14 protein-coding genes are annotated in these 15140 nt (G+C 38.7%); 8 read left to right on the forward strand and 6 right to left on the reverse strand.

Annotation, left to right across the window (positions count from 1 at the left end; genetic code table 11):
* Positions 1–10: 10 nt before the first annotated feature.
* Both JGE69_RS10020 and JGE69_RS10025 read left to right on the forward strand, forming a co-directional pair.
* Entirely contained in the window at positions 11–949 is a 939-nt protein-coding gene (locus JGE69_RS10020) for a bile acid:sodium symporter family protein (protein WP_017386186.1), read from the forward strand.
* A 178-nt stretch (positions 950–1127) separates the two neighbouring features.
* Entirely contained in the window at positions 1128–2471 is a 1344-nt protein-coding gene (locus JGE69_RS10025; protein ID WP_199113287.1) for an MATE family efflux transporter, read from the forward strand.
* Between the two features lie 20 nt (positions 2472–2491).
* Here the strand turns inward: JGE69_RS10025 and JGE69_RS10030 are convergent, their stop codons facing one another.
* Entirely contained in the window at positions 2492–2962 is a 471-nt protein-coding gene (locus JGE69_RS10030; RefSeq protein WP_199113289.1) for a DUF523 domain-containing protein, read from the reverse strand.
* A gap of 527 nt (positions 2963–3489) precedes the next feature.
* On the opposite strand from JGE69_RS10030, the gene hppD reads away from it, so the two are divergent.
* Positions 3490–4545, forward strand: coding sequence for a 4-hydroxyphenylpyruvate dioxygenase (gene hppD / locus JGE69_RS10035; RefSeq protein WP_002119157.1), 1056 nt, complete (start codon positions 3490–3492; stop codon positions 4543–4545).
* A 71-nt stretch (positions 4546–4616) separates the two neighbouring features.
* Here hppD and JGE69_RS10040 read toward each other — a convergent pair whose 3' ends face one another.
* From JGE69_RS10040 to fahA, 4 genes are all read right to left on the reverse strand, one after another.
* Positions 4617–5396: an IclR family transcriptional regulator gene (locus JGE69_RS10040; protein WP_002119135.1), complete on the reverse strand. Its 780-nt coding sequence runs from the start codon at positions 5394–5396 to the stop codon at positions 4617–4619.
* Between the two features lie 294 nt (positions 5397–5690).
* Positions 5691–6239: a VOC family protein gene (locus JGE69_RS10045; RefSeq protein ID WP_199113291.1), complete on the reverse strand. Its 549-nt coding sequence runs from the start codon at positions 6237–6239 to the stop codon at positions 5691–5693.
* 17 nt (positions 6240–6256) lie between these two features.
* A complete protein-coding gene (gene maiA / locus JGE69_RS10050; RefSeq protein ID WP_199113293.1) occupies positions 6257–6889 on the reverse strand; it encodes a maleylacetoacetate isomerase in 633 nt (210 codons plus the stop codon).
* Entirely contained in the window at positions 6876–8183 is a 1308-nt protein-coding gene (fahA, locus tag JGE69_RS10055) for a fumarylacetoacetase (RefSeq protein ID WP_069124323.1), read from the reverse strand. Before fahA ends, maiA begins: the two co-directional genes overlap by 14 nt.
* Positions 8184–8539: 356 nt before the next feature.
* Between fahA and JGE69_RS10060 the strand changes: the two genes are divergently transcribed.
* From JGE69_RS10060 to zigA, 3 genes are all read left to right on the forward strand, one after another.
* Positions 8540–9928 carry an amino acid permease gene (locus JGE69_RS10060; protein ID WP_199113295.1) on the forward strand — a complete coding sequence of 463 codons (1389 nt, stop codon included), beginning with the start codon at positions 8540–8542 and terminating at the stop codon, positions 9926–9928.
* A gap of 164 nt (positions 9929–10092) precedes the next feature.
* Complete coding sequence (locus tag JGE69_RS10065) at positions 10093–10779, forward strand: YcbK family protein (RefSeq protein ID WP_199113297.1); 687 nt, start codon at positions 10093–10095, stop codon at positions 10777–10779.
* Between the two features lie 143 nt (positions 10780–10922).
* A complete protein-coding gene (gene zigA, locus JGE69_RS10070; RefSeq protein ID WP_199113299.1) occupies positions 10923–12188 on the forward strand; it encodes a zinc metallochaperone GTPase ZigA in 1266 nt (421 codons plus the stop codon).
* Between the two features lie 33 nt (positions 12189–12221).
* Here zigA and JGE69_RS10075 read toward each other — a convergent pair whose 3' ends face one another.
* Positions 12222–13334, reverse strand: a complete 1113-nt coding sequence (locus JGE69_RS10075; RefSeq protein ID WP_199113301.1) for an acyltransferase family protein — start codon at positions 13332–13334, stop codon at positions 12222–12224.
* 352 nt (positions 13335–13686) lie between these two features.
* Here JGE69_RS10075 and hutC point away from each other — a divergent pair, with 352 nt between their 5' ends.
* Together hutC and JGE69_RS10085 are read left to right on the forward strand one after the other, a co-directional pair.
* Complete coding sequence (gene hutC, locus JGE69_RS10080) at positions 13687–14439, forward strand: histidine utilization repressor (RefSeq protein ID WP_014207981.1); 753 nt, start codon at positions 13687–13689, stop codon at positions 14437–14439.
* Positions 14436–15011 (forward strand): HutD family protein, encoded by a 576-nt coding sequence (locus JGE69_RS10085; protein WP_199113303.1) that lies wholly within the window; start codon positions 14436–14438, stop codon positions 15009–15011. Before hutC ends, JGE69_RS10085 begins: the two co-directional genes overlap by 4 nt.
* Positions 15012–15140 lie beyond the last annotated feature (129 nt).

Here is a 15140-nt window from a genome sequence, read left to right on the forward strand (position 1 = left end):
GATAGAAAGTATGGCTGCATTCCTACGCTTTACCCAATTTATTCAAAAAACTTTTGCCCTATGGGTGATTGTTTTTGCAGCGCTAGCGCTATGGCAGCCTGAATTTTTTGTCTGGCTCAAGGCGTACATTCCATGGATTTTGGGCATTATTATGCTTGGTATGGGAATGACCATGACCGTCGATGACTTTAAAGGGGTATTACAAAGCCCTAAAGCGGTATTGATTGGGGTGGTAGCGCAGTTTGTCGTAATGCCTGGCTTGGCATATGTTCTATGTAAATTATTTAATTTACCGCCTGAAATTGCGGTTGGGGTCATTTTGGTAGGTTGTTGCCCAGGGGGAACGGCTTCAAACGTGATTACCTATATGGCCAAAGGCAATGTGGCGTTATCGGTAGCCTGCACATCGGTATCAACACTTTTGGCACCTGTATTAACCCCTGCGATTTTCTATCTGCTTGCCAGCCAATGGCTAAAGATTGATGCAGCTTCGATGTTTATTTCGATTTTGCAGGTGGTGCTACTTCCTATAGTGGTTGGTTTGATTTTAAGAACATGGCTTAAACGTCAGGTCGAATCTTATATTCAAGTGATGCCTTTAGTTTCAGTCATTGCAATTGTAGCGATTGTGGCAGCTATTATTGGTGGAAGCAAAGCAGCAATTTTACAGTCGGGTTTGCTCATTTTAGCCGTAGTGATTTTACATAATGGACTTGGATATTTATTAGGTTTTACCGCAGCGCGTTTCTTTAAATTACCTTATGCGGACAGTAAGGCGATTGCTATTGAGGTGGGGATGCAAAACTCAGGCTTAGGTGTTGCACTTGCAGCAGTCCATTTTGCTGCTTCTCCGATTACAGCTGTACCAAGCGCGATTTTCAGTCTTTGGCATAATATTTCCGGGCCTGCGCTTGCGACTTATTGGGCAAGTAAACACAAACAAGAATAACTGTATAAACAACATACATGACAAAAGAAGGCCAAACGAATAGTTTGGCCTTTTCATTTAAAGCACATTTTATATGGGAGCTAAAGGTAGAACTGGTATGTCTTTTGCTTTGGATTGATGCACTAAAAATAACGTGAATATGAGTATAAATCGTAAAGAAAAATAAGGCATTTCCTTGATGAACCAGATTTTTAAATTATTTATTCCCATGCTCTCAAGCAATTTAATTCTAGTTTTAAGTGGATTGGTTGATATTGCTTATGTAGGGCATTTTAGTAACGATCATGTAGCAGCATTATCGGTGACCTTATCTTTATATACAGTGGTTTATGTCATTGGTATGGGGATTCTGCAAGGCGTGATGCTCAAGCTTTCAGAAGCTTATGGTTGCCATGACATACCACGTATTCGTCAAATTTTTATTCAAGGCATTTGGCTGATGTTAGGTTCGGCATTGGTTAGTATTGGCTTGCTTTACTTGTTCCGCGATTTACCAAAATTGTTTGGTGCATCTGAACATGTCGTTTCAATTACTAAAAACTGTATGTGGGCTTTGGTATTTATTTTACCTGCCCATTTACTGATGCGCTTATTTACAGCTTTGTCTCAGGTCACTGAAAATGCGCATAAGGTTTTACTATCAGATAGCATTTTCTTTATTCTTAAAATTATTTTGTCCTATCTTTTAATTTATGGTGTCGCTTTATTTTCAATTCCGCCACTCGGTGCGATAGGGGCTTTGTTAGCCACTCTCATTGTACGGTGGTTTATGTTGGCTATTTATTACCTGTTTTTCTTAGAGAAAAGCTACATCTTTATTGAACATCCAGAACGTTCGGTTGAAGATAGCCGACAGAGTCTGCGGATGATTTTAAAAATAGGGATACCGACAGCAATCATGGCGTTGATGGACGTCGTTGCATTTTGTTCGGTTGCTATTCTGATTTTACCTTTTGGGAGTGTGGTGTCTGCAGCCCATCAAATTGTCGCGAGTACTGGCGGCTTCATGTTTATTATCCCTTCATCCATTGCCTCGGCTTATAGCATTTTAGTGTCACGATCTGTGGGCAGCGGAAACATGGAAGAAGCAAACAAAATTGCCAGACAAAGTATATGGGTGATTATGGCAGTAAGCGGCAGTCTATCCCTGTGTTTATGGCTGGAGAGGGACTTAATTGTCACCTTTTATTCAGATGATTTGGCTGTTCAGATTTTGGCTGCATCACTGCTGTTGATTGTCTGTATGTCTCACTTTCTAGATGGCTTAATGACGTTATTGACCTCTTTGCTGCGTTGTTGGGATGTGTCGATTTTACCAATGCTGATTTTCTTGGTCGTGGTGTTATGTTTCGGATTAGGCGGTGGTTGGTGGATGGCCTATAAAGGACTGCATTGGCAAGATATCTCGATTTCTGCGATGGGAATTTATGGTTTCTGGTGGATGGCTGCCATAAGTTATTTAGTGGCTTGTCTAATGAGTGCCATCTGTTTCCATTTTAGAAAACAATTAAGAGGTTTTTGATTAGGTAGATCAACACACTCTTAAAGAGGATGTTCTACTAACCAATCTTCAATCTCATTTTCAGAAATTACTTCAAAGCCATGGTGTTGCAAAAGCGCTGTGGTGATTCCAACTCCTGTAATTTTCTCACCTTGGAAAGTACCGTTATAAATTTTTTGGCTACCACAAGATGGGCTATTCTCTTTTAAAACCACACAAGTTGCTTTTATTTGCTGCGCAACTTCTAGGGTGCGGTAAGCACCTTTTAAATATAACTCTGTCACATCTAAACCAGATGAATCGATAATTTTTGCTTTGCCATCAAGCACATCTTGACCTGTTCCGCCCACAATTTCTGCGGGTAAACGGGGAGTGGTAAAACCCCCTAATAGCTCTGGGCATAATGCATGGGCTTTTTTATTGATTAATAGCTGCTTAAGTCGGGTATTTGGACAAGATTTACCATCATATCGAACAGGTTCACCAATTAAACATGCGCTGACTAAAAGCATAGTTTTCCAAACTCAAAGCAAGAGAGATTTTTGAAGATAAAGAATCATAAACAGAATATCGAATATGACAATTGATTTTAAAACAGGCAAATTAAAAGATTACTAAAATTATGCAATTCATAATTAAGTTATGTATTGCATAATTTATTTGTTTTTAGTAGCATCTAATTCAAGGTAAATGGCCATTGGAGATCCAACAAGGATGTTGGTCTCCATAAATCTATAAATGATTTTTAGGAAAAGACGATTTTTAAGGGTTTATTGAAAAATCTCAATCGTACTTTTAGATAACAAAGGACAGTGTGTATGGAAAATAAACACCACATGGAACGGAAATTAATCATCAAAGGCTCCACGCTCATCATATCTTCATTTTAATGATTCGTTTTTTTCTCATAGGATGCGTTGGGTTAAGGCATTTTGACGGTTCAAATACTCACCCAATGATTACGTATTCTATAGAGAAAGGAGCTGAGTTCATCAGCAATAGAGATAAACGGAACAGGTAATCACCAGAGGGAAACTAGATGGATATTTTAGAGAACCCATTAGAATTATGCGGTTTTGCATTTATTGAGTTTGTTTCAAAAGAAAATGAATTAGATCCAGTTTTTGAGACAATCGGCTTTTCAAAAGTAGCCAAGCATAAATCGAAAGAAGCGTACTTATGGCGTCAAGGAAATATCAATATTATCCTGAATTATCAGCCAGAATCTTATGCTTCATTCTTCTTTAATGAACATGGTCCATCTGCTTGTGCGATGGGTTTTAAAACACGTGATGCAGCAAAAGCTTTCCAAAAAGCAGTAGAACTTGGTGCTGAACCAATGTATTCAAAAGTTGGGCCAATGGAGCTCAACATCCCGGCAATCAAAGGCATTGGTGGTATGCCAATCTTTTTAGTTGACCGTGATATTTATGAAAATGACTTTGTTTTCTTTGATGATGCCGAGAAACGTCCAGTAGGGGCAGGCTTAAACGAGATTGACCACTTAACTCATAACGTCTACAAAGGCCGTATGGAGTATTGGGCAAACTTCTATGAAAAAATCTTTAACTTCCAAGAAATTCGCTACTTTGATATTAAAGGTGAATATACAGGTTTAACGTCTAAAGCATTAACAGCGCCAGACGGTAAGATCCGTATTCCGTTAAACGAAGATTCAGACAAAGGAAACGGCCAAATTGCAGAGTTCCTATCTGACTTTAATGGCGAAGGTATTCAGCATATCGCGTTTATTTGTGATGACTTAATCTCGACTTGGGATAAGTTAAAAGGCCTTGGTCTGAAATTTATGACTCCGCCGCCAAATACGTATTATGAAATGCTAGAAGATCGTTTACCTGAGCATGGTGAACCAACTGATGAATTAAAACAGCGCGGTATTTTGCTTGACGGTAATACTAAAGACGGTCAGAAAAAGCTGTTATTGCAAATTTTCTCTGAAAATATGATTGGTCCAGTTTTCTTTGAATTTATTCAACGTAAAGATGATGATGGCTTTGGTGAAGGTAACTTCAAAGCGTTATTTGAGTCGATTGAGCGTGACCAGATTCGCCGTGGTGTTTTAGAAACTAAATAAATAAGCTGAGCTTTATTCCTGATCTTAAAAAAACCAAGAGTTTGATCTCTTGGTTTTTTTATGGCTATTGATTAGCGGCTTTTAATATATTGATTGATGAGATTCACTTCATTTTTCAAGATTTCAATCGTTTTACTGTGAGGGTCGACTGGTAAAAACATTTCGCTATCCAGTGCGACAATACAAAACTCGATGCTTTGGTTTGAATTAAACACAGGTAAACCTACCGCATTAATTCCTGTCAATAAATCGCCTTTCGCTGCCGACATTTGTTGCTGGCGAATAGTGTCTTTAAGCTCTGTAAATGCTTGCCAGTTTTGTGGTGCGATGTGCAGACCAAGTTCTTGATGCTTTTGCCATTCTGCTTCCATTAAGGGACGAACAAAATGTTCTGGAAGATAAGAAGCAAATAGACGTCCCGCAGCAGAATTGACTAAAGGCATAATCGAGCCGACTTTAGTCACAATCGAAATAGGGTGGTTTGATTCAATCGATTGAACCACGACAGGGCCTTTGGGTGACCATTTACTAATTTGTATACCGCAACCAATTTTGTTTTGTAGGTCGTAAATTAAATGCTGTACCAGCTGTAGTGTGTCGCTATGCTGAACACAGTTGAGACCTAAGCGCCATGCCTGATCACCTAAAGCATATTGCCCATCATCAAGCTGTTTTGCATATTCCATGCGAATAAGGCTAACCAGATAGCGGTGAACCTTGGCAGGATGCATTTCTAGCTTGCTAGACAGATCTTTGAGAATAATAGGTTGATTGTGTTCCAAAAGGGCGTTTAGTACAGATAAACCGACTTCAAGTGATTGAACCCCCCCAGATACTTTTTCTTCAATCATTTAAATACCCTTAATAAATTTACTTCAGCTGTTAAACAGTGACGATCAAAACATAAATTGAAATTGGTGCGTTTTACATCATGCCTGAGCCTAGTGAAAAATAGAAATCACCTTTTTCTATTAGCGAAATTGACATGTTTAATAACCAACAATCTTCTAAAATCACTATTTACTTATTTATAGCGCAATTTTCTAGAAATTTAGCGTTTTTAAATAATATAAATCGGCATTGATATAGAACTGCTCTTAAAACAATTCTAATCAATGCCGATTTTTTATTACGCTCTTTAAAAATTAGGTTCCTAACTCTTCTTCATGCAAGAAATGAGTATGGTGCGGAGCGCGTTTGGTTTTGCTCCATTCCTCTAGCATTTCAGTTTTCATTTCTTCAGTAATTTTTGCAATTTTTTCTTCAGCATGAGCATCGTTATAAGTCAGTTCTAAACGATGGCCATTTGGATCGAAGAAGTAAATTGAGTGGAAAATACCATGGTTAGTTACGCCTAAAACTTTCACACCATTTTCTTCTAAATGTAGCTTGGCAGCCATCAACGCATTTAAGTCTTCAACTTCAAAAGCAATATGTTGTACCCATTGAGGCGTATTTTCGTCTCGGCCCATTTCTGGTTGAGTTGGCAATTCAAAAAATGCCAAAACGTTGCCTTGACCAGCATCTAAGAATAAATGCATGTATGGGTCAAAGGCTTTAGTTGACGGCACATGGTCTTCAGCAAAAGCTAAAATAAAGTCCATGTTGAGCATTTTTTTATACCACTCAACGGTCTCTTTCGCATCCTTACAACGATATGCAACGTGATGTATTTTTTTAATGGCAAATGTCATATTAAAACTCCTTTTTACTATTCCCAATCTGGTTGTTGTTCTGGCGCCGCGTTATAGAAGGCTGGGATAGACAAACAATGGTGATAAATCGATTCAATCTTTGGAAACGCAGATAAATCAATCTTGAAGCGTTTCGCGTTGTAGACCTGTGGAATCAGGCAGCAATCGGCAATAGTTGCTTGTTGTCCAAAGCAAAATTGTCCGTTTGAATCTTGAAGTAGCTGTTCGAGATTTTGAAAGCCTTCAATAATCCAGTGCTGATACCAATAATTTTTCTGCTCATCTGAAACATTTAAGTCATTTTTTAAATATTTCAGTACGCGTAAGTTATTTAATGGATGAATATCGCAAGCGATTGCTTGAGCAAAAGCGCGAACTTTTGCTCTCTCTTGCACATCATTTGGAAGTAATTTGGTTTCTGAGTATTGTTCATCTAGATATTCCAAAATACTTAACGATTGAGACAAGGTTAAATCGCCGTCAATTAAAGTCGGAACTAGAGCACTACGGTTTAACTTTAAATAGTCTTCGCTTTGCTGTTCATTTTTTACCAGATGAACTGGAACAGTCTCATAAGCTAAACCTTTAATGTTTAGACCAATCCGTACTCTGTAGGCTGCAGAGCTACGAAAGTAACTATACAGCTTCATAGTCAGGCTCCGAAGTTTCTGCAAAATCGAAATTTAATGCAGGAAGGACTGTATTTCGAACTTCACCGAAGCCAATGCGAATACCATTTTTCTCACAGTGACCTTTCATAATGAGTGTATCGCCGTCTTGCAAGAAACCACGAGTTTCACCATTGGCAAGTGTTAAAGGCTTGGTGGTGTTCCATGTAAGCTCAAGCAAGCTGCCATACGAATCTGGTGTAGAACCTGAAATAGTACCTGAACCCATTAAATCACCAACCTGAACGTTACAGCCGCCAATGGTGTGGTGAGTGAGCTGCTGAGCCATAGACCAGTACATATATTTGAAATTAGTTTGGCAAATCACGTCAGCTTGTGCCGATTTCGGGCTTTGAATTTCAACACTCAAATTAATGTCATAACTATTCGCGATATTTTCTTGTAAATACGTTAAAGGTTTAGGCTCTTGTTTTGGGCCTTCCACTTTAAATGGCTCAAGTGCTTCAAGTGTGACTACCCAAGGTGAGATGGCACTAGCAAATGATTTTGAATTGAAAGGGCCTAAAGGCACATATTCCCATTGCTGGATATCGCGTGCTGACCAGTCATTGAGTAATACCATTCCAAAAATATGATCCCAAGCATTTTCAATAGAGATCGGCTGGCCAAGCTCTGTTGGTTTACCAATAACAAATGCTGTTTCAAGTTCGAAATCGAGTTTACGCGTAGCTGAGAAAACTGGGCGCTCTTCATTTGGAAGTTTAATTTGACCAGATGGACGCACGACTTGAGTGCCACTGACGACAACAGAGCTAGCACGGCCGTTATAACCAACAGGCAATTCAGTCCAGTTTGGCAGTAAAGCATTTTTAGGGTCGCGGAACATACAGCCTACATTGGTGGCATGTTCTTTAGAAGAATAGAAATCGGTATAACCAGATACTTGGAGTGGTAAATGCAAAGTAACGCTGTCTTGCTTAACCAAAACTTCCTGACGCAATGCTTCATTTTCTTGAAGCGTTAAATTTTCAACCGAGAGAAGAGACTGTAGTGTCTTACGAACTTTTGACCAGTTGGCTTTGCCAGACTCGATAAATTTATTCAGAGTAGGCTGGTTAAAGTATGTGTCTTGTTCTGAAAGTTTTAAAAGACCATGCTTTTCAAGAGCAGCGAGATCAATCACCCAATCACCAATAGCTACACCAACTTGACGCTCACTTTCGTTAGCTCTGCTAAAAACACCGTAAGGCAAATTATGAATAGTGAAATCTGATTGAGGTGAAACTTCAATAAAAGAGTTTAGTTTTTGTTCCATTTTCGCTTCCTTGTCTTTATCTCGGGTCTTATACAAATAAAAGTTCGGTCTAGGACTGAGCTACTCAATAAGTTTTAACCTTTGCTTAGATCATCTTTTGTCTTATGAGTTTGATATAGACCGAGCACAACCAATTGCTTCATGTCTCTATAATACTGAATTCATCAAATTACGCAATACATAATTTAATTACACATTTCATAATAATTGTCATTTCTTGTATTTTCTGTTTTCATTCGCGGTCATGAGAAAAGTCACGCAATTATTTTTTCATGAATCTCTATGAAAGTTTGATCAATTTATGATATACGTAATTTATTGGAAAAAAATTACGTGACACGGATGAGAATAATCATATGTCAGCACAAGAGCAAGGAAACCTGAAACATGGTTTGAGTAATCGGCACATCCAGCTTATTGCATTGGGTGGGGCGATTGGCACAGGGCTTTTTCTTGGTATATCACAATCGATTAAATTAGCAGGTCCATCGGTCATCCTCGGTTATGCCATTGCAGGATTTATTGCTTTTTTAATGATGCGTCAGCTTGGTGAAATGGTGGTAGAAGAGCCAGTTAGTGGATCTTTTAGTCATTTTGCCTACAAATATTGGGGACCATTTGCAGGGTTCATGTCAGGATGGAACTATTGGGTACTCAATGTACTCGTCTGTATGGCAGAACTAAGCGCAATTGGTCTTTACATTCAATATTGGTGGCCGCAAATCCCGACGTGGGCATCTGCTTTAGCCTTCTTTGTCTTAATTAATGGCATTAATTTGCTACACGTTAAGTTTTTTGGCGAAATGGAATTTTGGTTTTCTATTGTCAAAATCTTAGCAATTCTTGCAATGATTGGCTTTGGTTCATATTTACTTGCAACAGGCACAGCAGGTCCACAGGCAAGCATTTCAAACCTCTGGGCACTTGGCGGTTTCTTCCCGTTTGGTGTTGAAGGCTTAGTGATGGCAATGGCGGTCATTATTTTTGCTTTTGGTGGTATTGAGCTTTTCGGTATTACTGCAGCTGAAGCACGTGACCCTGATAAAACTTTACCTAAAGCTGTGAATCAAATTATTTACCGTATTTTGATTTTCTATATTGCGACGCTTTTTGTTTTATTCTCGCTGTTCCCATGGAACCAGATGGCACAAGGCGGAAGCCCGTTTGTGATGGTATTTGCTTCTTTAGATAGCCAAGGAATTGCAACGTTATTGAACTTTGTGATTTTGACCGCTGCGGTTTCAGTTTATAACGGTACAAGTTATTGCAGTAGCCGTATGTTATTAGGCCTTGCGCAACAAGGAAATGCACCAAAAGTATTTGCACGTATTAATAAACGCGGTATTCCAACCAATGCAGTGATCCTTTCAGCGGCAGTCACTATTTTATGTGTACTGTTAAACTACATTTTCCCTGAAAAAGCATTTGGTTTACTCATGATGCTTGTGGTTGCAGCGATTGTAATTAACTGGGTAGTAATTTCATGGACGCATTTAAAATTCCGCAAATATATGCAGCGCCAAGGGCAAACAACGAAGTTTCCAAGCTTTATGTATCCGTTTAGCAACTATTTATGCATATTATTTATGCTTGGCATTTTGATCGTGATGTCTTTAACACCAGATATGCGTGTTGCGGTCATGATGATTCCTGGCTGGATCTTGTGTTTGATGGTGGCTTATCAATTTAAACGCCGAAAACTAAAAGCTGAGCAGTCTATACCTGCCTTAAAAGCAGATATTTAATAAATTATTGAGTTGTATTTAAAAAAGGACGTATCTCATACGTCCTTTTTTATTTTTAAAATTTAGCAACAGAAATTAAAGGATTTTATTATTGTTATAATATAACATTTCATTAATTTGATGATGAGCAATTTTCCCTTTTTTGGTGAAGATAGAGCATATTTATGAAGCGTTATTTCGGTTTAATTTTATTATCTCTCACAGCGTGTAGCACTCAAACTCCCAAGCCAACAATCCCTCTGCACAACCAGACCTCTTTACCTCAACCTACAAAACCAGTGGTCAGAATAAAGCCTCAGCCTGAGGCGTATGTTGCATGGTTAGCAACAGCAGACCATCGACAGTCTGTGCAATCTTACAAGCAATTTCTTAAGCAAAAAGGGCTTGCGAATTTAGTTCCAGACCATGAATTATTAAGCTCGGCTCGAGATTGGCAAAAATGTGGAGTTGAGCCTTATGCGGTGCCACCAAGAGAGATTTGGTCCAATATTGTTCCGACACTTAGCATTTTAAAAGCGTTAGTTGATGATGGCGTAATTAATGATTTTGAAGTGACTTCGGTCTACCGAGCGTTATCTCTAAACCGCTGTGCGGGTGGTGCTGATGCTTCTCGACATGTCTTTAATGCGGCGCTTGATTTTAGAATTGGGCCAGAACAGCCTACCGATTTAGACCAATTCAATATTCAGCAAACCAAAACCAAACTTTGTCAGTTTTGGGCCACAAAAGGCCAAGCGCTTAATATGGGACTAGGTGTTTATGCTTCAGGACAAATTCATATTGATAGCCAAGGATTCCGTGCATGGGGGCCTGACCATCACTACAAAACCTCAATTTGTCAGGGACTATAAAAGCAATTTTTTTCAAAGACTAACTGAGTTGGTCTGAATAAAAGCGGAATAAAAACTTGATCAATAGTTATGTTATAACATAACATTAACATGGTTTAGAAATAGATTACGCCTGTGATCTGGCCATATCTAAATGGTCAGCCATGATCAGTTTAAATATTATTCGAAGAGATCAAGCCATGCGCACTGCAATCGCCAACTCATTTGCCAAGCTTCCCGTCACTGTTTTATCAGGCTTTTTGGGTGCAGGAAAAACCACATTACTCAACCATATTTTAAATAATCGTGAAGGCCGTCGTATTGCCGTGATTGTCAATGATATGTCTGAGGTGAATATTGATGCTGCATTAGTACGCGAAGGTGGGGCAGAGCTTTCAAGAACGGATGAAAAGCTGGTGGAAATGAGTAATGGCTGTATCTGTTGTACGTTACGCGAAGATTTATTGGTTGAGGTGAGAAGGTTAGCTGATGAAGGACGCTTTGACCAATTGGTGATTGAGTCGACAGGCATTTCTGAACCGTTACCTGTGGCAGAGACGTTTACCTTTGAAGATGAAGATGGAAACTCACTCAATGAGTTCGCTCGACTCGACACCATGGTCACGGTAGTCGATGCTTTTAATTTCTTTAAAGATTACAGTTCAGTTGACTCACTGCAACAACGTGGCGAATCATTAGGTGAGCAAGATGAAAGAACTGTAGTCGATCTTCTTATTGATCAAATCGAGTTTTGTGATGTGATTATACTGAATAAAATTGACCTGATTGATCGGGCTCAGCAAGACCAGCTTATCGCCATTTTAAGAACTCTAAACCCGCGTGCCCGAATTGAAATTGCTCAATTTGGAAAGATCGCTTTAGATAAAATTTTAAATACGCAATTATTCGATTTTGATGAAGCTGCCCAAGCACCAGGCTGGTTAAAAGAGTTACGTGGTGAGCATACGCCAGAGACTGAAGAGTATGGAATTAGTAGCTTTGTTTACCGTGCCCGCCGACCTTTCCATCCAGAGCGTTTTTATGATTTGGTTCAGGCTGTATGGCCGGGAGTCGTGCGTTCTAAAGGCTTTTTCTGGTTGGCTGCCGAACCGACATTGGCCTATTCATGGTCACAAGCAGGTGCAATGGCTCGACACGGCTTGGCAGGTTATTGGTGGGCCGCCGTTGCAGAAGAAGACTGGCCGAGTGACCTAGCCAGCATTGAAGAAATTAAGAAAAATTGGGATGCACGCACAGGAGATGCACGTCAGGAACTGGTTTTAATTGGTATGCAAATGGATGAGCAAGCTTTAATACAACGCTTAGATAGCTGCTTGTTAAGTGATGAAGAAATAGCTTTAGGACCACAAGTTTGGCAGAACTGGCCTAATCCTTTTAAACAAGAAGATGAAACCATGTTGATCGCTTAATTAAATAAGCCCCTATTTTAAAGGGGCTTATTTTTATGATTTGTCTTTAATAAAAACCTTTCGAATGTAGCTGTTAAGCGGTGTGGAATAATATTTTTCAATCGCTGCGCTGATGATAAAAGTCAGAACCAAATAGCCAATTAAAAGCATAATTTTGATGCTAGAGTCGGTTTGGGCTGGAATAAAAGCAACCTTCATAAGGCCCAATACAACCAGATGAAACAAATAAGTTTCGTAACTTCTTTGCCCTAACCAGACCATCACTTTGGTAAATAGGTTATGCGCTTGCGTTTCGGAAGGATGCTGAAAACACAAAATAAGTAAGCCTGTAGCAAAAGCAAATAAGCTGATACCCCATGTACTGACTTCTTTAATTGGTGCATATAAATATAGAGCGGTCATACTCAAAATAATTAACCATGAAAGAGGTTTTTTATAGGGCCAATTTGACTGATATTTATGAGAGAAAATGGCAGTTAAACAGCCAATTGCTATACCATCAAAACTCGAAAAATAGTGATATAAATAAGCGCCGCTTTCTTCTCCAAAATGGAGAGACCTAAAATAAGGCCCATATAAAATCACGCCAATTAGTACAGCAACAAAGACCTTATTACTACGCGTAAGCAAGCACAATAATGGAAAAACAAAGTAAAAAACTTCTTCTACAGAGAGCGACCACAACACGCCCAAAGCGTAGTTTACCCAACCGAATTTAATAATCAGGATATTCATCCAGAAGGTTAAGGCTGCAAATATGGTTAAAGGATAAGAGACTTCAATGCCATTCGGTGCTTGGTTCATAAAGGGTTTTAACTCAAATGAACCAAGTATGCTTACACCTAAAATGAGTAATATCAGACACGGTAAAATACGCGCTGCCCGTCGGATATAAAAATGCTTGAGGTTAATTGCGGAAAATTGTTTATCTCTTTTTAAAGTGTGATGAGTAATTAAAAAACCCGAAATCACAAAAAACATGGTGACGCCATAATTTCCGTTTCTTGCGATGACTGTGCTAAATGCTTCACCTAAAAAATCAAAACCTAACCATGTATCTTTAAGTTTATAGGGAATATTAAAATGATGTAAAAGAACCAAAAGGATAGAGATTCCTCGAAGAATATCTATTTTATAATTACGCATTCGATGTGCTTCCAGTTTTATTAATATACTGTGTGGCAGAAGAATACTATCGATCAGTTATTTTAAATAAAAGTTTTAAGCATCATTTCGTAAACCCGAAAAAATGATATTTTTGTTTTCTTGGATGGGGCACTGGCTTACCAGAAATAACTATTAAATAAATATTGATAAAATCCTAATATATTTGAATTTCTCTACATAAAACTTTAAATTAGCTCTTATCGAGCTATGTTTATTTTTTAAACTTTTTAAAATCTATTTATTTCATAAATTAACATGTTGTATGTGGTTGTATATACATAGCATGTCAACTAAAATACTTTTTTGCCTGCCGCCTTTTTGAGTATTTGTTATGCCCAGAACATCAAAACAAGAACATGCTGAGCTTTCGATTGAAGCTGATAGTCCAGTTCCTTTATATCAACGCGTCAAACAGCTGATTTCACAAAAGATTTATGAAGGCTCGTGGGCTGTAAATAAAAAAATTCCTTCGGAAAGTGAACTAGTTAATCAACTTGGCTGTAGCCGTATGACGGTAAACCGTGCGCTACGTGAGTTAACAACAGAAGGCTTACTCGTTCGAATTCAGGGCGTTGGTTCTTTCGTAGCTGAAGGGCAAGGCCGAACTGCACTTTTTCAAATTAATAATATTGCTGATGAGATTATTGCACGAAACCATAAGCACCACGCTGAAGTTTTAGTCCTAGAACAAGTTTATGCAAATGCAGAGCAAAGCGTGTTAATGCAGACTCGTGAAGGGCAAAGATTATTTCATTCGATTATTGTGCATTATGAAAATGATGTACCTGTTCAGGTCGAAGATCGTTTAGTTGATGCAGCACTGATTCCAGATTATTTAGAACAAGATTTTAAAACTATTACCCCGAATGCTTACCTCATGGCAAAAGCACCTGTGTCAGAAGGTGAGCATATTGTTGAGGCAGTTTTAGCATCTCCTCAAGAGTGTAAATGGTTAAAGATTACCAAAGCTGAACCATGCTTACTGATCCGCCGCCGCACATGGTCAAACAAACAACTCATTTCAAGTGCGCGTTTGATCTATCCGGGTAGCCGCTACTATCTCGAAGGGAAATTTAATCCATGATTGAATTGATCAGGGCCGATCAATATACAAAAATGCTTTGGAAAAATGGTGCAGGCTTTACTTTAGAAATTGCCAGAAGCCTAGGTGAGGCTGACTTTGACTGGCGTATTTCGATGGCAGATGTGACCACTTCTGGGCCATTTTCGCTATTTCCCAATAAGCAGCGAATTATTAGCGTACTTGATGGACAAGGCATGGTATTGCATATCGATGATCTTCCTGCCACGACGCTGAACCAAGGTGATATTTTTGCTTTTCATGGTGAAAGTCAGGTCCAAAGTGAACTGGTAGACGGTGCAATTCGGGATTTAAATTTAATTTATGATCCTGCAAAGTTTCATGCCCGTTTTCAGTGGTTGAATGAGGCAGCGGAGCAGGCATTTATCAGTTCGGCAGACCTGATTTTCATTTTTAATCAGGGTAGTGAAACGGAAGTGAAGGTTGATGATCATTCCGTTCAGCTTGCTGCTCAAGAAACACTAAAAATTGAGAAAAACGCTGGCGTGACATCGATTAGTTTTCCCAAAAAACAACTCAAAAGCTGCTATGTCATGGAGCTAATTCAACGATAAAACAATATAATTTACTACTTAAAAAGCACGTGTCGATTTAAAAGATATGTGCTTTTTTTATGCCTGATATAAAAATAAATTAATTTAATTCATAAGCTTATTAAATTTTATTAAAAAAATATGAGTCAC

This window comes from Acinetobacter sp. C13 (genome assembly GCF_016809775.1).
Lineage (GTDB): Bacteria > Pseudomonadota > Gammaproteobacteria > Pseudomonadales > Moraxellaceae > Acinetobacter > Acinetobacter pittii.

Bases quoted from the DNA above. Each gene is read 5' to 3' on its own strand.
- JGE69_RS10020 (WP_017386186.1), top strand. From the start codon at position 11: ATGGCTGCATTCCTACGCTTTACCCAATTTATTCAAAAAACTTTTGCC.
- JGE69_RS10025 (WP_199113287.1), top strand. From the start codon at position 1,128: ATGAACCAGATTTTTAAATTATTTATTCCCATGCTCTCAAGCAATTTA.
- JGE69_RS10030 (WP_199113289.1), bottom strand. From the start codon at position 2,962: ATGCTTTTAGTCAGCGCATGTTTAATTGGTGAACCTGTTCGATATGAT.
- hppD (WP_002119157.1), top strand. From the start codon at position 3,490: ATGGATATTTTAGAGAACCCATTAGAATTATGCGGTTTTGCATTTATT.
- JGE69_RS10040 (WP_002119135.1), bottom strand. From the start codon at position 5,396: ATGATTGAAGAAAAAGTATCTGGGGGGGTTCAATCACTTGAAGTCGGT.
- JGE69_RS10045 (WP_199113291.1), bottom strand. From the start codon at position 6,239: ATGACATTTGCCATTAAAAAAATACATCACGTTGCATATCGTTGTAAG.
- maiA (WP_199113293.1), bottom strand. From the start codon at position 6,889: ATGAAGCTGTATAGTTACTTTCGTAGCTCTGCAGCCTACAGAGTACGG.
- fahA (WP_069124323.1), bottom strand. From the start codon at position 8,183: ATGGAACAAAAACTAAACTCTTTTATTGAAGTTTCACCTCAATCAGAT.
- JGE69_RS10060 (WP_199113295.1), top strand. From the start codon at position 8,540: ATGTCAGCACAAGAGCAAGGAAACCTGAAACATGGTTTGAGTAATCGG.
- JGE69_RS10065 (WP_199113297.1), top strand. From the start codon at position 10,093: ATGAAGCGTTATTTCGGTTTAATTTTATTATCTCTCACAGCGTGTAGC.
- zigA (WP_199113299.1), top strand. From the start codon at position 10,923: ATGATCAGTTTAAATATTATTCGAAGAGATCAAGCCATGCGCACTGCA.
- JGE69_RS10075 (WP_199113301.1), bottom strand. From the start codon at position 13,334: ATGCGTAATTATAAAATAGATATTCTTCGAGGAATCTCTATCCTTTTG.
- hutC (WP_014207981.1), top strand. From the start codon at position 13,687: ATGCCCAGAACATCAAAACAAGAACATGCTGAGCTTTCGATTGAAGCT.
- JGE69_RS10085 (WP_199113303.1), top strand. From the start codon at position 14,436: ATGATTGAATTGATCAGGGCCGATCAATATACAAAAATGCTTTGGAAA.